This is a genomic window from Pseudomonas sp. N2-3-1-14 (assembly GCF_041228395.1).
In the GTDB taxonomy this organism is placed as follows: Bacteria; Pseudomonadota; Gammaproteobacteria; order Pseudomonadales; family Pseudomonadaceae; genus Aquipseudomonas.
Window position 1 is genome coordinate 4,860,295 of sequence record NZ_CP166199.1, and the last position, 19,414, is coordinate 4,879,708.

The 19,414-nt window shown below is 61.8% G+C and carries 13 protein-coding genes; 2 read left to right on the forward strand and 11 right to left on the reverse strand.

Annotated features, from left to right (window positions below; translation table 11 throughout):
* Positions 1-80: 80 nt before the first annotated feature.
* From astD to AB5I78_RS22470, 4 genes are all read right to left on the reverse strand, one after another.
* A complete protein-coding gene (gene astD, locus AB5I78_RS22455; RefSeq protein WP_369301488.1) occupies positions 81-1,550 on the reverse strand; it encodes a succinylglutamate-semialdehyde dehydrogenase in 1,470 nt (489 codons plus the stop codon).
* Entirely contained in the window at positions 1,547-2,572 is a 1,026-nt protein-coding gene (gene astA, locus AB5I78_RS22460; protein WP_003193612.1) for an arginine N-succinyltransferase, read from the reverse strand. The genes astD and astA overlap by 4 nt, the downstream gene beginning before the upstream one ends.
* 51 nt (positions 2,573-2,623) lie before the next feature.
* Positions 2,624-3,643 carry an arginine/ornithine succinyltransferase subunit alpha gene (gene aruF / locus AB5I78_RS22465; protein WP_106576116.1) on the reverse strand — a complete coding sequence of 340 codons (1,020 nt, stop codon included), beginning with the start codon at positions 3,641-3,643 and terminating at the stop codon, positions 2,624-2,626.
* 201 nt (positions 3,644-3,844) lie between these two features.
* Complete coding sequence (locus tag AB5I78_RS22470; RefSeq protein ID WP_145159375.1) at positions 3,845-5,065, reverse strand: aspartate aminotransferase family protein; 1,221 nt, start codon at positions 5,063-5,065, stop codon at positions 3,845-3,847.
* A gap of 286 nt (positions 5,066-5,351) precedes the next feature.
* Here AB5I78_RS22470 and AB5I78_RS22475 point away from each other — a divergent pair, with 286 nt between their 5' ends.
* Positions 5,352-8,135 (forward strand): dermonecrotic toxin domain-containing protein, encoded by a 2,784-nt coding sequence (locus AB5I78_RS22475; protein ID WP_369301485.1) that lies wholly within the window; start codon positions 5,352-5,354, stop codon positions 8,133-8,135.
* A complete protein-coding gene (locus AB5I78_RS22480) occupies positions 8,132-11,275 on the forward strand; it encodes a leucine-rich repeat domain-containing protein (protein WP_369301489.1) in 3,144 nt (1,047 codons plus the stop codon). The genes AB5I78_RS22475 and AB5I78_RS22480 overlap by 4 nt, the downstream gene beginning before the upstream one ends.
* A 6-nt stretch (positions 11,276-11,281) precedes the next feature.
* On the opposite strand, the gene argR is transcribed toward AB5I78_RS22480, so the two are convergent.
* The 7 genes from argR to acs all read right to left on the reverse strand — a co-directional run bounded on the left by argR (position 11,282) and on the right by acs (position 19,321).
* Positions 11,282-12,262: a transcriptional regulator ArgR gene (gene argR, locus AB5I78_RS22485; RefSeq protein WP_106576113.1), complete on the reverse strand. Its 981-nt coding sequence runs from the start codon at positions 12,260-12,262 to the stop codon at positions 11,282-11,284.
* 243 nt (positions 12,263-12,505) lie between these two features.
* Positions 12,506-13,270: an ABC transporter ATP-binding protein gene (locus AB5I78_RS22490; RefSeq protein ID WP_003214336.1), complete on the reverse strand. Its 765-nt coding sequence runs from the start codon at positions 13,268-13,270 to the stop codon at positions 12,506-12,508.
* Positions 13,271-13,297: 27 nt separating this feature from the next.
* Positions 13,298-14,410 carry a succinylglutamate desuccinylase/aspartoacylase family protein gene (locus AB5I78_RS22495; protein ID WP_369301486.1) on the reverse strand — a complete coding sequence of 371 codons (1,113 nt, stop codon included), beginning with the start codon at positions 14,408-14,410 and terminating at the stop codon, positions 13,298-13,300.
* 1 nt (position 14,411) lies between these two features.
* Positions 14,412-15,110 (reverse strand): ABC transporter permease, encoded by a 699-nt coding sequence (locus AB5I78_RS22500; protein ID WP_106576111.1) that lies wholly within the window; start codon positions 15,108-15,110, stop codon positions 14,412-14,414.
* Positions 15,107-15,796 carry an ABC transporter permease gene (locus AB5I78_RS22505; RefSeq protein WP_032886746.1) on the reverse strand — a complete coding sequence of 230 codons (690 nt, stop codon included), beginning with the start codon at positions 15,794-15,796 and terminating at the stop codon, positions 15,107-15,109. Before AB5I78_RS22505 ends, AB5I78_RS22500 begins: the two co-directional genes overlap by 4 nt.
* A gap of 91 nt (positions 15,797-15,887) precedes the next feature.
* Positions 15,888-16,673, reverse strand: coding sequence for an ABC transporter substrate-binding protein (locus AB5I78_RS22510; protein ID WP_106576110.1), 786 nt, complete (start codon positions 16,671-16,673; stop codon positions 15,888-15,890).
* A 692-nt stretch (positions 16,674-17,365) separates the two neighbouring features.
* Positions 17,366-19,321 carry an acetate--CoA ligase gene (gene acs, locus AB5I78_RS22515; RefSeq protein WP_056861684.1) on the reverse strand — a complete coding sequence of 652 codons (1,956 nt, stop codon included), beginning with the start codon at positions 19,319-19,321 and terminating at the stop codon, positions 17,366-17,368.
* Positions 19,322-19,414: the final 93 nt, after the last annotated feature.

The following is a 19,414-nucleotide window of genomic DNA, read 5'->3' on the forward strand; positions in this document are numbered from 1 at the left end:
GGCAGCGGCGCGGTTTGACTAAAGGACCGAGTTGCCCGCATCGCAGGCAAACCAGCTCCCCCACAAGCCCGCTCCCACCTTTAGATCAGCGTAATACCTGGGGTCAACGTCGCCGGGACCACCAGGCTCGGCGTTTCCAAAGACGCCACCGGGTACGCGCAATAATCCGCCGCGTAATAGGCGCTGGCGCGATGGTTGCCCGACGCCCCGACCCCACCGAACGGCGCGGTGCTGGCAGCGCCGGTCAACTGCTTGTTCCAGTTGACGATGCCGGCGCGGCTTTCCAGCCAGAACTGTTGGTAGCGTGACTCGGAGTCCGACAACAAGCCCGCGGCCAAACCGTACTGGGTGTTGTTGGCCTCAGTGATCGCCGCGGCAAAATCAGCGTAGCGAATCACCTGCAGCAGCGGGCCGAACAGCTCTTCATCTTCGCGCTCGGTCACGCCGGTCACGTCGATAATGCCAGGCGTCAGCAACGCGGCCTGATCCTGCGGCTGGGTCATTTCCAACAGCGCCACGGCGCCATTGGCCAGCATCAACTCCTGGGCGTCCATCAAGGCTTTGGCCGCGCCGAGGGAAATCACCGAGCCCATGAACGGCGCTGGCTGCTGATCAAACGCACCCACTTCAATCGTCGCGCTGACCGCCACCAGACGCGCCAGCAACGCATCGCCCCAGGCACCTTCGGGCACCAGCAAGCGACGCGCGCAGGTGCAACGCTGACCGGCCGAGATAAACGCCGACTGAATAATGGTGTAGACCGCCGCATCCACGTCGGCCACTTCGTCGACCACCAGCGGGTTGTTGCCGCCCATTTCCAGGGCGAGGATCTTGTCCGGGCGCCCGGAAAACTGCTCGTGCAGGTGATTGCCGGTGCGGCTGGAACCGGTGAAGAACAACCCGTCGATACCGGGGTTGGCCGCCAACGCGATACCGGTTTCCCGCGCGCCTTGCAGCAGGTTCAACACGCCCGCCGGCAAGCCGGCGTCGATCCAGCATTGCACGGTCAGCTCGGCGACTTTCGGGGTCAGCTCGCTCGGTTTGAACAGCACGGTATTGCCCGCCAGCAACGCCGGGACAATGTGCCCGTTCGGCAAATGGCCAGGGAAGTTGTAAGGGCCGAACACCGCCACCACGCCGTGCGGCTTGTGGCGCAACACGGCCGTGGCGTCGCCCAGTGGGCCGCTCTTCTCGCCGGTACGTTCACGGTAACTTTGCACCGAGATGGCAATCTTGTTGGCCATGCTGGTGACTTCGGTGGCCGATTCCCACAGCGGTTTGCCGGTTTCTTCGCCGATGCAACGGGCGATTTCGTCGGCGCGACTTTTCAGCGTGGCGGCAAAGGTTTCCAGCACGCTGATGCGTTCTTCCAGCGGGCGCCGGGCCCAGCCTGGAAACGCCTGGCGCGCGGCCTGCACGGCGGATTCGACCTGTTCGACGCTGGCGCCATTGCCAGTCCACAGTACCTGCTGGGTCACCGGGTTGCGCGACTCAAACAGTTCACCCTGGCCCGCCAGCCAGCTACCTGCGATATACAGCGAATTCATTATTTCGACTCCCGAGCAGCAGACAACGCAACAGCGCGCACTTGATCACCCACCACCAGTTGCAGGCGTTTGGCGGTCTGTGGATCGACCACCAGCGTGCCTGCCGCCAGACGGGCCGGAGCGGCCGTGATGCGGCACTCCTCGCGCTTGCGGTTATGAATCAGGAACGGCGTGGCGTCGTCCCCTGGGGTGCCGATGGCCAACACCAGTGACTGGCTGTCGCGCACCGCACGGATTTTGCTGGTTTCACACTCCACCGCCGGGCCGGCGTCGAAGATATCGACATAGCCCTGGTAGCTGAAGCCTTCGCTCTTGAGCATGCTCAGCGCCGGTTCGGTGTCCGGGTGAACCTTGCCGATGACATTGCGCGCGTCTTCGGAGAGGAAGCAGCTGTACAGCGGAAACTTGGGCATCAGCTCGGCGATAAACGCCTTGTTGCCCACGCCGGTCAGGTAATCGGCCTGGCTGAATTCCATCTTGAAAAAGTGCCGGCCCAGGCTTTCCCAGAACGGCGAGCGCCCGGCGTCGTTGGACACGCCGCGCATCTCGGCAATGATCTTGTTGCCAAACAGCTGCGGGAATTCAGCGATAAACAGCATGCGCGCCTTGGCCAGCATGCGGCCGTTGAGGCCGTTGCGGTAATCGGCGTGCAGGAACAACGAGCACAATTCGGAGTTGCCAGTGAGGTCGTTGGCCAAAAACAGCGTCGGAATCTCGCGGTAGATGTTCAGTTCCTGGGAGGCGCTGACGGTCAAGCCGACCCGGAAGTTGTACCACGGCTCACGCAGGCCGACGGCGCCGGCAATGGCGGAAATACCCACCACGCGGCCTTCGTCGTTTTCCAGCACAAACAGGTAGTCGGCATCGCCGCGCCCGGCTTCACCGCGAAAGGTTTTTTCCGCCCAGCCAACCCGATGGGTCAGGCGCTCTTCGTTGGCCGGCAAGGTGGTAAGGCCGGTGCCGGTGCTGCGCGCCAGATCAATCAGGGCCGGTAAATCGCTGCTGCGTACGGGACGAACGATCATGCTATCTCCTCAGACGGGCCGCCTGCTCCAGGCCACCCGCAAAACTCTGCTTTAAACAGCGACCAGGCGCACGCTGGCACCTTCGCCGACACCCAGGGCTTCGGCCGCGGCCAGGTCCAGGGTCACCGGTTTGCCGGGCGCGTAGTCCAGCTCCAGCATCACCGCGCGGTAATCCTGCAACTGCGCGTTGCTCACCAAGTACTGGCGGCCGGCCCCCTTGACCATTTCGCCGATCTTCACCGGCACCACGCGGCTCTGGGCAATCGAGCGAATGCCCGAAACCCGCGCGTGCAGCGTCGGGCCACCGTCGAAGATGTCGATGTAATGATCGGTCTCGAAGCCTTCCCGCATCAGGATGTCGAAGGTGATCTGCGCACGCGGGTGCACCTGGCCCATGGCTTCCTGGGCTTCGTCGGGCAGCAGCGGCACGTAGATCGGGTAATGCGGCATCAGCTCGGCGAGGAAGGTGCGGCTTTTGAGCCCGCACAGGCGCTCGGCGGCGGCATAGTTGAGGTCGAAGAAGTTGCGACCAATGGCGTCCCAGAACGGCGAATCACCGTTCTCGTCGCTGTAGCCGACAATCTCGGTCACCACCGAGTCGGCAAAGCGCTCGGGGTGGCTGGCGACGAACAACAGGCGGCCACGGGAATTGAGTTCCGACCACGGCGAACCGACCAACGCAGGCTTCACGTAGAAACTGGTGAGCAGGCTGTTGCCGGTCAGGTCGTGGCACTGGGAAAGCACATGGATCTTGTTGTGGATCTTCAGCTCGCGGGACGCGTGCACGAAGGTTTCGTTACGGAAGCTGTAGAACGGCTCCGAGTAACCGGCCGACGCGACGATGGCCGAGCAGCCGGCCAGCTCGCCGGTCTCGGTGTCTTCAAGCACGAAAAAATAGCTTTCTTCGCCATTGAAACTGACCTCGGCCGCGAAGGACGCTTCGCTGGCGGCGATCTTGTCGCTCAGGCGTTCCACATCATCCGGCAAGGAGGTGACACCAATCGGGCTGTCCGCAGCCAGACGCTGTACCTCGCCCAGATCAGCCATTTGCGCGGGGCGCATCACCAGCATGGTGTCACTCCTTAACTCGAAAAACTCATAGAGGAAAAAATGCCGGACACGGGATCTGAGTTCACCCAGATCCAATGTGGGAGGGGGCTTGCCCCCGATAGCAGTCTGTCAGTTGATAAATCCAGTGACTGATCCACCGCTATCGGGGGCAAGCCCCCTCCCACATTTTTGACCCAGTCCAGCCAGCAAAATGTGTCGCTATCAGGCTTGCGTCAGCGTCTTCACGGCGCGTTCAAAACGGTCCAGACCTTCCTGGATGTCCGCATCTTCCACCACCAGGCTCGGGGCGAAACGCACCACGTCGGGGCCGGCTTGCAGGATCATCAGGTTTTCTTTTTCGGCCGCGTTGAACACGTCCTTGGCCTTGCCCTTGAACGCGTCGCTGAGCACGCAACCAATCAGCAGGCCCATGCCGCGCACTTCGGTGAAGATGCCGTATTTCTCGCCGATCTGTTGCAGGCGCGCCTTGAACAGCTCGTGCTTGGCATTCACGCCAGCCAGCACTTGCGGGGTGTTGATCACGTCGATGACCGCTTCCGCCACCGCGCACGCCAGCGGGTTGCCGCCGTACGTGGTGCCGTGGGTGCCGACCACCAGGTGCTTGGCCAGGTCTTCACGGGTGAGCATGGCTGCAATCGGGAAACCGCCGCCCAGGCTCTTGGCGCTGGTGAGGATGTCCGGCGTCACGCCGTAATGCTGGTAGGCGAACAGGTGGCCGCTGCGGCCCATGCCGGTTTGCACTTCGTCGAACACCAGCAGCGCGTTGTTCGCATCGCACAGCTCGCGGGCGCCTTGCAGGTACGCCAGCTCAGCCGGCAATACGCCGCCTTCGCCCTGGACCGGTTCGAGCACCACGGCGCAGGTCTTGTCCGACACGGCGGCTTTCAGCGCTTCCAGGTCGTTGTAAGGCACGTGGGTGATGCCGGTGATTTTAGGCCCGAAGCCGTCGGAGTACTTCGACTGGCCACCGACGTTGACGGTGAACAGGGTACGGCCGTGGAAGCTGTTCAGCGCGGCGATGATCTCGTACTTCTCGGTACCGAAACGGTCGAACGCCACACGGCGGGCCAGCTTGAACGCGGCCTCGTTGGCTTCGGCGCCGGAGTTGCAGAAGAACACGCGCTCGGCAAAGGTGGCGTCGATCAGCTTATGCGCCAGGCGCAGGGCCGGCTCATTGGTGAAGACGTTGGAAACGTGCCACAGCTTGTTGGCTTGTTCGGTCAGTGCACCGACCAGCGCCGGGTGGGCGTGGCCCAATACGTTAACCGCGATGCCGCCGGCAAAGTCGATCAGCTCGCGACCGGCCTGGTCCCAGACGCGCGAACCCGCGCCACGCACAGGGATAAATGCGGCAGGTGCGTAGTTGGGAACCATGACCTGGTCGAAATCGGCACGTTGCACCGGGGCTTGCTCAACGGACATCGGAGTCTCCTGAAGAGGAACGCCTGCCTGGAACTGGCGGGCGATGCAGGGATTGTAAGGACAGTTTTCAGTGCGGCCTTGCCGCCAAGCGACAACTTCTTATAGCGCCAACCCGCGTTTTCAGCGGGTTTACGCCAATGCGACAAATAGCATCGCAATGGCGCAGTTTAAACCGTGGGCTCGCCCAACGGCACCGATTTACGGCTCGCGCTTAATTATCTAACACGGATCGGCGACGGCGAACTGTTCTGCTGAGGGCATCATTTTATCCTCAGGAAGCTTTGCAATGAGCCAGCAACCCAGCGTGCCCGCCTTCGACCGGCTGATCCCGGCGCGCGACGTTCATCATGAAACGCTCAAAAACGCGATCCCCGACTGGCTGGGCAACGCGTCGGCCGCGCGTCGCAACGCCCTTAAAACCAGCGCCCCGGCGTGGTACGCCCAGCCCTCAGCCGAGCAGGACGCGGCGCTCAAAGGCCTGATCCGTGAGGCCTGGATCAGCCAGAACCGGCTCGACAAGGCCATGGACGCACTCAAGTCACCCGCCGACTTCGCCGCGCCCGTGCTGCAACAGGCGCTCAAGCAGCGTTTCGGTGTGGAGTGCGATGTGCGCAGCACCTACCTGCGCCTATCTGTACCGGCAACCATCCCCTGGTTCCCGGTGCGCTCCGGCGCAACGCGGATCAGGACCGTGTCGCTGCTGGACGCCGCCCTGCATAACTTTGAAGCTGGCGAAACCACTGTCGACGCCTACGAGCCACCGTCCGGCTTTATCACCCGCCCCACCGCCACCGGGCATTTCGAAACCTTGCCCGACATAGACACCCGTATCAGCGTGCCGGCCTTTACACGCCTGTGTCGCGAACTGGACCTTGGCGGCCAATACAGCGCCTACCTCGAGCACTTCCTGGACCTCAACAACCCCGTCGCCGCTGCCTACCTGCAACACCGCTTCGACGCCAGCCAGATTGCCAACCTGAGACTCGCCCTGCACGTGGCGCGCCTGCAGGGCGATCTGTCGCAAGCCAGCTCGCAGCGCCTGCAACAATTGCTGAGCAACCCGGCGGACTGCAACGCACTGCGCTGTCACGCCCTGAGCATCCTGTCCAGCCCGCTGACAGGCATTGTGCTGTTTACCTCCGCGAACCTTGAGCGGGCCAATCACGTGGTGCCCGTCATTGCCTATATTCCGCACGACCCGCAACACCCGCTCAAGGAGTACCCCTCCAGCGTGCAGTTCATGCAGGCCCTGACCGCCGACCTGCGCCAGCCTGCGTACCAGCAATTCTTCAGCCGTTTCGTGAACCACGACGAGCGCGGGCATTTTTTCGCCGACCTCGGCCAGCGCCTGTCCCGCGTCACCTGGCATGCGCACACCCGCGGCGACCCGCGCCCTGCCTGGCGGGATACGCCGGTGGACAAGCCTGAGCTGCAGTTTGCCGTCACACCGATCAGCGGCTCGGTGCTCGAACACCTTTACCAAACCACAGTGAGCAAGCTGTTCAATGACGCACGCGCTCAAGCCGTGTCCACCGCCAGCGCCGACCAGAAAACCCGCTGGGAGCGCTGGAGCCTGTTCGAAAAAATCGGCTCGGCCCTGCTGCAGATTGCCGCGCTGGTCGCCGCGCCGTTTGTACCGCCGGTGGGTTTACTGATGCTGGGTTACACCGCGTATCAGCTGCTGGATGACACGTTCGAGGGCATCGTCGACTGGGCCGAAGGCCTCAAGACCCAGGCGTTCGGGCACCTGATGTCAGTGCTGGAGCAGATGGTCCAACTGGGCATGTTCGCCCTCGGCCCGCCGCTTGCCGAAGGGTTGTTGCGCCAGCACTTGCCCGCGGAACTCTGGCAGTTTTTCGACCGCCTCAAACCCGTCACCTTGCCCGATGGCCAGCCCCGGCTGTGGCAACCGGACCTTGCGCCTTACGCCCACGCGGTGACGCTGCCCGAAGGCTCACGCGCCAACCCGCTCGGCCTGCACACGCATGGCGAGCAAGACATCCTGCCCCTGTCCGGCGCGCATTACGCGCTGGGGCTCGACCCCAGCACCCAGACGCATTACTTCAAGCATCCCACCCGCACCAATGCTTACCGCCCAACGGCATACAGCAATGGCCAAGGCGCCTGGGTGAGTGAGCTGGACCGGCCGCTGAGTTGGGACAGCGCCCAGTTGATGCGCCGTCTGGGCCATCAGGCGCAAAACTTCAGCGACCTGCAACTGGCACAGATTCGCCACGTCAGCGGTGTCGAAGACGCGGCGCTGCGCAAACTCTACATGACCCGCGAACCCCTGCCACCGCTGCTGGCCGACACCTTTGAGCGCTTCAAAATCGACCAGGACCTGCAAACCTTCATCGACCAAATGAACAGTGATGACCCCCGTGTCCAGGCGCTGGCCGATGCCCAGACCCAACTGCTGCTCTTGACCAACTACGGGCTGTGGCCCACCACCAGAACCCTGCGCCTGATCGACAGCCGGGGACGCACGCACTGGGAAATCCCGGGCACGCCAGACGCCAGCGTCACCCAGATTCATGAGCACCAACTGAACAATGGCGACCTGCTCCAGACCCTTATCGAAGCGCTGGACGAACCGCAGAGAAGGACGTTGCTTGGGGAAGCGTTCGGCGATCCCACAACCTCGCTACAAGCACGTACGCGTGTTCTCAGGAAAAAACTTGCCCACCTGGCACGGGAAAAACGCTGGGCGCTGTTCGAGTCAGCGTATCGCGCGCTGCAGCGTACCGACGATGCGCAGCTGAGCGCGCTTGTCGACGCGTCGCCGGGCTTGCCGGTGAGCGCCGCTGAAGCCCTGCGCGCCATCGCCAGCCCTGAGGAGCTGCGCGCCCTCGATCAAGGCCGGGTACCACGGCGCCTGATCGAGTTGGCGCATGAAGCCCAGCGAGAAATACGCGCCTGCCGTGCCTACGAAGGGCTGTACCTGGACAGCATCGACAACCAGGACACTGACCGCCTGGCCCTGCACTCCCTGCCTGATTTGCCGAACTGGCCCGCGGGCTGCGCATTAGTGTCAGAAACGACACCGCTGATGGCCCGTTGCGCGACGTGATCGGTGATGACCGCGCCAGCGTTCAGCGCACGCTGGTTTACACCGCCAACGGCGACTACGTGCCCACCGACAGCAGCGGCCCGCTGTTTGGCGAAACCGACTTCTACACCGCCCTGCTCCAGGCGCTGCCCGACCCGGCGCGCGCTGCGTTGGGCATTCATATCGGCCAGGGCCCGGCCCTGCGCCAGGCGCTTGCTCGTCATGCCCTGCACCGCTGGCACCTGCGCGAGTTGCTCGCGGACGCCCCCGTCGGCAAACCCGCCTACGACCCAAACACCATGCGCCTGCGCGGTGGTATGCCGGGCTATCGGCCGACGACCATGCCCGGCGCGCAGCACGCGCTGACCGCGCATGAACACGCCCGACAACTGTTCCCGGCGTTGCCACGCACACATATCGACAACATTGTGCGCAGCCTGGAACAAGCGCCCGGCGGGGTCACGACGGCGCTGAGTACGCTGCGCAACGAATACCAGCAACTTGAGCGCGACTTGCAGGCCTGGATCACGGCCACGCCGCGCCTGAGCGCTGACGCCGAGGTGCGCATCAGTCGTCAGGAACTCGCCTATGCCAGGCGCAACCGCACGGCCTGGGCCGATGAACTGCGCCGGGCCTGGCGCCTGGAAACCCCGCTTGATGCGTACTACGAGCCGCCTGCCCCCAATGGCTATCAACTGCACTTGAACTGGCCGATTGCCGGCCATCCTCCCGTGCTGCCCGGGCGTTTCGGTCATATCTCCAGCCTGTCGCTGGAGGGCGAGCAAGGGCCACTGGAGATCGACACGTTCCTGTCGATGTTTCCGTTCCTGCGCCGCCTGACCGTGCGCAACGTCAACCTCGACAGACTGCCCGATGGCGTCCCCGCGATACCCAGCCTCAATGAACTGGTCCTCAGCGATTGCAACATCACCTTGACTGCCCAGACCCGCACCGCGCTTGAAAACATGACCCGGCTCAAAACCCTCGACCTCTTCAACAATCCGCTGGGGCTCATACCCAGTGTCGAGAACATGCCTGGCCTGCACTTTCTGGATTTGAGCAACACCGGTATCACGCAATTGCCTGCCGGGATTTTGCAGCGCCCCCAGCTGGAGACCGCGCTGTTTCGGGACAACCGCATTGCTGAATTGCCCGACGCACTTTTCGAGCTTCCCGTGACAACCAGTCATTCGTTCGACTTTTCCGGCAACCCGCTGTCTGGCCAGACCCTTGAGCAGGTCAAAACCTACTTCCAGCGCACCGGCAGTTATTGGGAGGCCAATGCGGCCCCGGTGGACATTGCCAGCGCGAAGATGCTTTACCCAACCTTGAGCAGTGACGAAATCAACCGCCTGATTTTCGGCCTGCCGGGCAACCTGGAAATGGGCAAGATCGAACTGGCGCGGCGTGACCTTGACTACAAGCAGCTGAACCACGAGCTGGACGCCTGGGTGAACAGCCCCGGTCTCAGTGAAACCGCCCCCTACCAGCGCGAGGCGTTCAAACAGGCGCTGCTCGCCGGATGGCGTCGGCAACTGAAGCAGGACGACCACAGCAACGACATTTATCCCACTTACGCGCTGGACATCTCTGCCCCCATAAGCGGCAAACTGCCGACACTCAGCAGCCGATTCACCCACGTGTCGACCCTCAGGCTCCGTGGCGATGCTCAGCCGTTGGACGTGGGAAACTGGCTGGCGAGTTTTTCGGACGTGCAGCACCTGATCATTGAAGACTATGCGCTGGAGGATATTCCCGAGCCGGTTTTCCAACTGCCACAGCTCACGACCCTCAGCCTCGAACGCTGCAACCTGCGACTGTCAGCAAAAACCGTCCAGGCCCTGGAGGCAAAGAGCAACCTGGAACGGCTGAACCTGAGCGATAACCCTCTGGGGCAACTCCCGGACTTTGCTTCGATGACCTCACTGGACAGCCTGGGACTGCGCAACACCGGCCTCACAGAGATTCCGCCGAGCCTGCTCACGCCCCGCGAACGCAACCTCGTAGACCTGAGCCACAACCTGATCACGCAGATCCCAGAACCGCTGCTGCAAAGGCCGGCCCCAGTTACCAGCGCGTTTGATTTATCTGCCAACCCGCTGTCACGAGCGACCCTGGAACGGCTCAAGCGCTATTGCCAAACCCGCGGCGAGCACCTCCAGGTCGATGCGCCCGGCGCCTATAAAGCGCGCATCGCAGCCCTGTATCCGACGTTCACCACTGCGGAGGTGAATGTGTTTATCTTCAGCCTGCCCGGCGATCTGGATGCGATTGACGGCGCCATCCGTCGTCTGGAAAGCGAATACGAGCGCCTCAGTGCAGACCTCACCCTCTGGGCACTGACCGTACCCGAACGGCATCCCATCCTTGATGTGGCGCTGGACGAACAGACAGCAGCCGAGGAGCAAATCCAGCGCCTTGCCATCAAGACAACACTGGAGGAAGGCTGGCGCCGCGAGAGCGAAATCGACGATTTCAATGGCGGGTATGGCGTGACCCATAAGCTGACGTGCCATACGTCGATCTTTGGCGAGCTGCCCACCTTGAGCGCACGGTTCGAACATGTTTCGCATCTGGAGCTCATCGGCGAAGGCACCACCACCAACGTTGAAGGCCTGGTGCGTGCATTCCCTAACCTGAGCACGCTGGCACTGGATCAATACGCCCTGGGCGATATTCCCGACCTGATCTTCAACCTGCCAAGGCTGACCAGCCTGACGTTGACGCAAAGTCGGCTTCGCCTCAGCCCGCGGGCCCGCGCCAAGTTGCGCGACTTGCGTAACCTGGAGTACCTGGACTTGAGTGACAACCCGCTGGGCGGGGCGCCTGAGCTGGACAATATGCCCAGGCTGGAATGCCTCTACCTGCAAAACTGCGGGCTCAGCGAGGTACCGGTCGGGCTGTTTGACCGCCCTTATTTGCGCACCGTGGACCTGAGCGACAACCTGATCACCCAGGTCCCGGACGACATTCTAAGCATGCGCCAGCCGTGGGACGACGAGTCCGACCTCAGCGGCAACCCGCTGTCGGAGGGCAGCCTGGACCACCTTCGGCAGTATTTTCGCCAGACGGGCAATGATCTGCAGGTGGATGCAGCCGGCCTGAACGCCCAGGGCGCGCCCCTGACGCCACCGTCCACACCTGAACCGATGGAGGAATAACAGAGGTCAGCCGCGCTCGGACGGCACCGACGACAACTCGAACGGGCTGCTGCTGCGGCGTTGGTTGCGGTCTTCACGCGGGGTAGCGCCGAAGAAGTTGCGGTAGGCGCTGGAGAAGTGCGGGCCCGAGGAGAAGCCGCACGACAGGCCGATCTGGATGATCGACTTGCTGGTTTGCATGAGCATCTGGCGCGCCTTGTTCAGGCGCAATTCCAGGTAGTACTGGCTGGGAACGCGATTAAGGTATTGCTTGAAGATGCGTTCAAGCTGTCGTCGCGACACGCATACGTGCTGGGCGATTTCGTCGGTGGTCAGCGGCTCTTCGATGTTGGCTTCCATCAGCAACACGGCCTGGGTCAACTTCGGATGGCTGGAGCCCAGGCGGTTCTGCAATGGAATGCGCTGGCGCTCGCCGCCTTCGCGAATGCGTTCGACCACCAGTTCTTCGGAGACGGCGCCGGCCAGTTCGGCGCCATGGTCACGGGCCAGCACGGCCAGCAACAGGTCGAGTACCGACATGCCGCCGCAGGCGGTCAGGCGATCACGGTCCCAATCGAACAGATGGCTGGTGGCGATGACCTTGGGGAAACGCTCGGCAAAATCGTCCTGCCAGCGCCAATGCACGGCGGCGCGGTAGCCGTCGAGCAGACCCAGTTGCGCCAGCGGATACACACCCGCCGACAAGCCACCGATCACGCAACCCGCCCGCACAAGCTGCTTGAGCGCCGCGCTCAGTTGCGAGGCGATGACGGTCGGCGGCTCGTCTGCCAGCAGGAAGAGTTTCTGGAAACCCTCAAGCTTGCCGGCCCACGGCTCACCCGGCAATTGCCAGGCGCCTTCGGTGGCAGGCTCGGCGAGCAGGAACGACAACTCGTAGACCACGTCCGGATGCACCCGCTGAGCAACGCGCAAGGCCTCCTCAGCCAGCGCAAGCGTCAGGGCTTTTGTGCTGGGCCAAATCAGGAAACCAATTTTATGGGCGGTCATGGAGTGCTATCCGAAACGAAGAACGGTAATGAAGACAAGGGCCAATGCTAGCCGGAAACCAACACAAATCTCAAAACATATGGAGATCCAATGTGGGAGCGGGCTTGCTCGCGAATGCGGTGGGCCAGCTACTCATCTGCTGACTGATCCACCGCTTTCGCGAGCAAGCCCGCTCCCACAGGGGATTGAGCCGATCTCAAGACTGTGAAGCATGCACTAACTCGGTGCACAAAGCAGTCTTGATTATTTCAGGCTGCCCGACAGGAACTGCTGCAACCGCTCAGACTGCGGGTTCACCAGCACTTCACGCGGGTTGCCACGCTCTTCAACGATGCCTTTGTGCAAGAACACCAGCTGGTTCGACACTTCACGGGCAAAGCCCATTTCGTGGGTCACCACCACCATGGTGCGGCCTTCCTGGGCCAGGTCCTGCATGACCTTGAGTACTTCGCCGACCAGTTCCGGGTCGAGCGCCGAGGTCGGTTCGTCGAACAGCATCACCTCAGGCTCCATCGCCAGGGCGCGGGCAATTGCCACACGCTGCTGTTCGCCGCCGGACATGTGGCCGGGGAACGCATCCTTACGATGGCCCACACCGACTTTGGCCAGGTAATGCTCGGCTTTTTCACGCGCGTCTTTTTTCGACATGCCCAGCACGTGCACCGGAGCTTCCATCACGTTTTCAAGCGCGGTCATGTGCGACCACAGGTTGAAATGCTGAAACACCATCGACAGGCGCGAACGCATGCGTTGCAGTTGCTTCGGGTCGGCAGCCTTCATGGCGCCGTCTTTGTTGGCCACCAGTTTCAGCTCTTCGTTGTTGAGCAGAATCTTGCCGGCGTGAGGTTGCTCGAGCAGGTTGATGCAGCGCAAAAAGGTACTTTTGCCTGAACCACTGGAACCGATGATGCTGATCACATCACCGGCCGCGGCGGCCAGGGACACACCTTTGAGCACTTCATGACTGCCATAGCGTTTATGCAGGTCTTGGACTTCAAGTTTGTACATGCGGTCGGTTCTCACAAAAACAGGTGGTCAGTCGTTGAGCAAGCGCCCGTGACGCAGCGCTTCGCGCCCCGCCACCTTGGCCAGCCAGAAACCCGCTTGGGCATAACGCAGCCGTTCAACGGCAAACAACACCCCGGACGTGCCCGCACACACAATGCTGACGCGGTCGGTCAAGGGATCAATCACTTCAAAAATCGGCTCGCCGGTCTCCACCCGGTCACCGGCTTTACGCAGGTAACTGATTACGCCGGCATGGGGCGCGAACAACAGCTCGGTCCCCTCGAATGGCAGGCCTTCGCACGGCTCATGCTGCGGCGCGGGCCATTCGCCCTTGATCAGGCCTTGTTCGGCCAGGAACGCGAGGATGCCTTCAGCGTGGAAGATCGCCTCGTCGCGGCCGGTGTCGGCCTGGCCGCCCAGCTCCAGGGTCGTCGCCAGGCACGCCAGCGGAATCTGCGCCTCGGGGAACGCCCGGGACAGGCGCAACCACGGCAGCGAACAGGCTTCATCGAACGAGCTGCCGCCGGAGTCTTCCGCCAGCAGGCCGACTTTCACATTCAAGTGCGCCGACAGCGAACGCCACTGTGGCCAGTGTTGCGGCAGCGCGTACATGTGCAGCGCGGCTTCGGCATCGCAATGCAGGTCGAGGACGATATCGGCGGTGCAGGCGTGGCTGAGCAAAACGCGCTGCATGCCTTGCAACTGGCTGCTCGGCTCGGGCAACGCGCTAAGCGCATCGCTCATCGCCTGGCGGATCATGCGCACATTGGCGTGCGGGTCATCGCCCAGCTTGCCCTGGAGCAACGCGGCGACCGGCTCGCTCAACTCGACGAAATCGCGGTTGAAGTTCTTGCCGCTGCCGACTTCGAAACGCCCCTGGTGGCTGCCTTGCAACAGCTGGCCCAGGCCCATCGGGTTGGCCACGGGCACCAGTTCGATCACGCCATTGAGCGCACCTTGCTGTTCCAGTTCGGTGAGGCGTTTTTTCAGTTCCCAGGCCGCGCGCATGCCGGGCAATTCGTCGGCGTGCAGGCTGGCCTGGAGGTAGGCCTTGCGCTCGCCGCTGCCGAAACGAAACACGCTCAGCTGGCGCTCGCAGCCCAGGTGGCCCCAGGGCAACAGGTGATCGATACGTTCCATATCAGTGCTTCCGTGGCGCCAGGTAGCTGAGCCAGCGGCGCTCGGCCAGCTTGAACAGGCGTACCAGGATAAAGGTCAGGCACAGGTAGAACACGCCGGCCGTGATATAGGCTTCGAACGGCAGGTAGAACTGGGCGTTCACAGTGCGCGCGGCACCGGTGATGTCGATCAGGGTGACGATGGACGCCAGGCTCGTGGTCTGCAGCATCATGATCACTTCGTTGCTGTACTGCGGCAGCGCACGGCGCAGGGCCGACGGCAGCAGGATGCGGCGGTACAGCTTGTAACGCGACATGCCCATGGCCTTGGCCGCTTCGATCTCACCGTTTGGCGTGGCCTTCAGGCTACCGGCGATGATCTCCGCGGTGTAGGCGCTGGTGTTGATCGCAAAGGCCAGGCACGCGCAGAACGTGGCGCTGGACAGCAGCGGCCACAGGAAGCTTTCGCGCACGGCTTCAAATTGGGCCAGACCGTAGTAAATCAAAAACAGCTGCACCAGCATCGGCGTGCCGCGAATCACGTAGGTGTAGAGCCAGGCCGCACCATTGACGATCGGCTGCTTGGACACGCGCATCAAGCCCAGGGGCAAGGCGGCGAGCAAGCCGAAGAACAGCGAGATGGCGAGCAATTTCAGGGTGGTCACCAAACCGCCGAGGTACAGCGGCATGGCGTCCCAGATGACGTTGTAGTCGAAGATCATAGATCAGCCGCCCTTACGCCTACCGAGTAGCGCTTCTCAAGATAGCGCAGGGCCAGCAACGACACGCTGGTGATCACCAGGTACATCGCCGCCACTGCGAGGAAGAAGGTAAAAGGCTCGCGGGTGGCGTCTGCCGCCTGCTTGGCCTTGAACATCATGTCTTGCAGGCCCACCACCGAAATCAGCGCGGTGGCCTTGGTGAGTACCAGCCAGTTGTTGGTGAAACCAGGGATCGCCAGCCGAATCATCTGCGGCACCATCACCCGGAAAAACACCTGGAAAGAGCTCATGCCATACGCAAGGCCGGCCTCGGCCTGGCCCTTGGGAATGGCCATGAAGGCGCCACGGAAGGTTTCCGACAGGTAGGCGCCAAAGATGAAACCCAGGGTGCCGATACCGGCGGCCAAGGGGTTCAAGTCGATATAGTCGTCATAGCCGAGCATCGGCGCGACGCGGTTCAACAAGTCCTGACCGCCGTAGAAAATCAGCAGGATCAGCACCAGGTCGGGGATCCCGCGGATCACCGTGGAGTACAAGTCACCCAGCCAGGCCAACCAGCGCACCGGTGACAGGCGTAACGCGACCCCGATCAGACCCAGAACAATGGCCAAGGCCATGGACGACAAGGCGAGCTGAAGCGTCAACCATGCGCCATCGAGGATGACGGCCCCGTAGCCTTTCAACATGATTCAGGTCCTCGAAAAGGGGGATGAAAAAATGGCGCAAACCGCAGGAATTCTGTTGCTTGCGCCATTCTGGACAGACAGCTAGGACGAGTTACTTAGGGTCAGCGCCGTAAATATCGAAGTCGAAGTATTTGTCCTGGATTTTCTTGTATTCGCCGTTGGCACGGATCGCTGCGATAGCCGCGTTGATCTTGTCCAGCTCGGCCTTGTCGCCTTTACGTACAGCGATGCCGATGCCGTCGCCGAAGTACTTGGCGTCGGTAAACTGTGGGCCCACGAACGCGTAGCCTTTACCGGCCGGGGTTTTCAGGAAGCCGTCTTGCAGCAGGGTGGCGTCAGCCACGGTGCCGTCGAGGCGACCGGCTTCCACGTCCAGGTAGATTTCGTTCTGCGAGCTGTAAGGCACAACCGTGGCGCCTTTAGGGGCCAGAACTTCCTTGGCGAAACGATCGTGGATCGAACCGCGCTGCACGCCGATTTTCTTGCCTTTCAATTCATCCAGGCTGTCGCTGACCGTGGTGCCTTCCTTCATCACCAGCTGCGCTGGGCTCAGGTAGTAACGGTTGGTGAAGTCCACGGACTTTTTGCGGTCTTCGGTGATGGACATGGACGACAGGATCGCGTCGATCTTGCGCACTTTGAGCGCAGGGATCAGGCCGTCGAATTCTTGCTCGACCCAGACGCACTTGACCTTCATCTCGGCGCACAGGGCATTGCCGATGTCGTAGTCGAAACCGACGATGCTGCCATCCGGCGCCTTCGAGGCAAACGGAGGGTAAGCCGCTTCGATACCAATCTTCAGGGGCTTTTCATCAGCGAAGGCCTGCATCGACAGCACGGACAGCGCCAGGGCGCCCAACAGCACAAGTTTCTTCATCTTGGGACTCCATCGGTAGGGCAAAAAGCAGAATGAGCCGTGGCCCACGATGCGACTTAAGTGAAACCGAATAGCGGTGCTGCGTCCTACCCCGGTTCAGCATGGGAGACGACGAGCGAGTGATCGGCATTCTAACGACAGGCCGGAAGCCGATATTTCCTCAATGCGACAACAATTTACAGAAGCACTGAGAAAGCGGTTCCAGCACATTGACAGCCTCTGAATTTTATGCAGAGACAAAAGATATTAAACCTGTTGATGCTGCAAATTGCGGGCCTATTATTCGCAAACCCTTCTAGCACGGCAAGTCTGGCGTTTAATCTTATTTCAGAGGGTGTCTAAAACGGGGCTTTTCGGGGCACAGGCGTAGCACTTTGCTTCAGGTTTGGGCGTGGGGTTACACATTTGCAGGCCTCGGTAACATTCAGAAACGTCCTACGGGGGAAGTCGATATTTATTGGTTTGGTGGTTATGTCGGTCTGTCAGACCTACACCGCCTTGCCCATGAAATACATTCCAAATGTGGGAGCGGGCTTGCTCGCGAATGCGGTGGGTCAGCTGCACATCTGCTAACTGGTCCATCGCATTCGCGAGCAAGCCCGCTCCCACAGGGGATTTGCATTGGCTTCGATATCCTGCAAAAAAGCCCCACCCAGCTCACGCCGAATGGGGCTTCGTCCCACCAACCCGCCTTACGCGACGTTCATGGTCTTGTGCGTTTCAATCAAATGCGCCACCACACCCGGATCAGCCAAGGTCGAGATATCCCCCAACCCGTCATATTCAGCCGTGGCAATCTTGCGCAGAATCCGCCGCATGATTTTCCCCGAGCGCGTCTTCGGCAAGCCCGGTGCCCACTGGATCACATCCGGCGACGCAATCGGCCCGATCTCTTTGCGCACCCAGTTTTTCAGTTCCAGGCGCAGCGCTTCGTTCGGCTCTTCGCCATTTTTGAGCGTGACATACACATAGATGCCCTGCCCCTTGATGTCATGCGGCACGCCCACCACCGCCGCTTCGGCGACTTTCGGGTGTGCAACCATCGCGCTTTCGATCTCGGCCGTGCCCATGCGGTGGCCGGACACGTTCAACACGTCATCCACACGGCCGGTGATCCACCAGTAGCCATCCTCATCGCGACGCGCGCCGTCGCCGGTGAAGTACATGCCACGGAAGGTCTTGAAGTAGGTGTCGACGAAGCGGTCATGGTCGCCGTACAGCGTACGCGCCTGGCCAGGCCACGAATCGAGGATCACCAGGTTGCCTTCGGCAGCGCCCTCGATGATGTTGCCCAGGTTGTCCACCAACGCCGGCACCACACCAAAGAATGGCCGCGCGGCCGAACCCGGCTTGAGCGCGTGCGCACCCGGCAGCGGGCTCATCAGAGTGGCGCCGGTTTCGGTCTGCCACCAGGTGTCGACGATCGGGCAACGGGATTGGCCGACGTTCTTGTAGTACCAATCCCACGCTTCCGGGTTAATCGGCTCACCGACTGAACCGAGCAGACGCAAGCTGCTGCCGTCCACACCTTCGCAGGCGGCGGTGCCGGATGCCATCATCGCGCGGATCGCAGTGGGCGCGGTATAGAGGATATTGACCTTGTGCTTGTCGACGATCTTGCCGACGCGGGTGATGTCCGGGTAGTTCGGCACGCCTTCGAACAGCAGCGTGGTCGCGCCATTGGCCAGCGGGCCGTACACGATATAAGTGTGGCCGGTGACCCAACCGACGTCGGCGGTGCACCAGTAGATTTCGCCCGGGCGGTAGTCAAACACGCGCTCGTGGGTCAGCGCCGCATACAGCAGGTAGCCGCCGGTGGTGTGCTGCACGCCTTTGGGTTTGCCGGTGGAGCCGGAGGTGTAGAGGATGAACAGCGCTTCTTCGGCGCCCATCTCTTTGGGCGCACACACGGTGCCCGCCACTTTCATCAGGTCTTCGTACCAGATGTCGCGATGCTGGTTCCACTTGATGTTGCCATTGGTGCGCTTGCACACGATGACTTTCTGGATGCTGCTGGTTTCCGGATTGGTCAGCGCGTCGTCGACGTTGGCCTTCAGCGGAATTTTCTTACCGGCGCGGATGCCTTCGTCGGCGGTGATCACCACCTTCGACTTACAGTCAATGATGCGACCGGCCAGGGCTTCCGGCGAAAAGCCGCCAAACACCACGGAGTGAATCGCACCGATGCGGGTACAGGCCAACATGGCGACCACGGCTTCGGGGATCATCGGCATATAGATAGTCACCACGTCGCCGCGGTGCACATCCTGGCCGCGCAAGGCGTTGGCGAACTTGCAGACTTCTTCATGCAGCTCGCGGTAGGTGATGGTGCGGCTTTCGGAAGGGTCATCGCCTTCCCAGATGATCGCCGCCTGGTCGCCACGCTCGGCGAGGTGACGGTCCAGGCAGTTGTAGGAAACGTTCAGGGTGCCATCGGCGAACCATTTGATGTCGACATGGTGGTCGTCGAAAGAGGTCTGCTTGACCGCGGTGAAAGGCTTGACCCAGTCAAGGCGCTTGGCTTGCTCGCGCCAGAAGCCATCGGGGTTGACCACCGACTGCTGGTACATGGCCTTGTAGGTCGCCTCGTCGGTCAGCGTGTTGGCTGCTACTTCGGGGCGAACGGGGTACAGGGAAGCCGCACTCATCTTTCTTACCTCGGTGACAATAGTTGTTTTTGTATGCCCTGTTGTAGCCGGGGCGCCCCCATAGAACCATTCGACGATGGTAGTAACAAGCCC

Coding starts and splice junctions, on each gene's coding strand:
- astA (WP_003193612.1), bottom strand. CDS start 2,572: ATGATCGTTCGTCCCGTACGCAGCAGCGATTTACCGGCCCTGATTGAT.
- aruF (WP_106576116.1), bottom strand. CDS start 3,643: ATGCTGGTGATGCGCCCCGCGCAAATGGCTGATCTGGGCGAGGTACAG.
- AB5I78_RS22470 (WP_145159375.1), bottom strand. CDS start 5,065: ATGTCCGTTGAGCAAGCCCCGGTGCAACGTGCCGATTTCGACCAGGTC.
- AB5I78_RS22475 (WP_369301485.1), top strand. CDS start 5,352: ATGAGCCAGCAACCCAGCGTGCCCGCCTTCGACCGGCTGATCCCGGCG.
- argR (WP_106576113.1), bottom strand. CDS start 12,262: ATGACCGCCCATAAAATTGGTTTCCTGATTTGGCCCAGCACAAAAGCC.
- AB5I78_RS22490 (WP_003214336.1), bottom strand. CDS start 13,270: ATGTACAAACTTGAAGTCCAAGACCTGCATAAACGCTATGGCAGTCAT.
- AB5I78_RS22495 (WP_369301486.1), bottom strand. CDS start 14,410: ATGGAACGTATCGATCACCTGTTGCCCTGGGGCCACCTGGGCTGCGAG.
- AB5I78_RS22500 (WP_106576111.1), bottom strand. CDS start 15,110: ATGATCTTCGACTACAACGTCATCTGGGACGCCATGCCGCTGTACCTC.
- AB5I78_RS22505 (WP_032886746.1), bottom strand. CDS start 15,796: ATGTTGAAAGGCTACGGGGCCGTCATCCTCGATGGCGCATGGTTGACG.
- AB5I78_RS22510 (WP_106576110.1), bottom strand. CDS start 16,673: ATGAAGAAACTTGTGCTGTTGGGCGCCCTGGCGCTGTCCGTGCTGTCG.
- acs (WP_056861684.1), bottom strand. CDS start 19,321: ATGAGTGCGGCTTCCCTGTACCCCGTTCGCCCCGAAGTAGCAGCCAAC.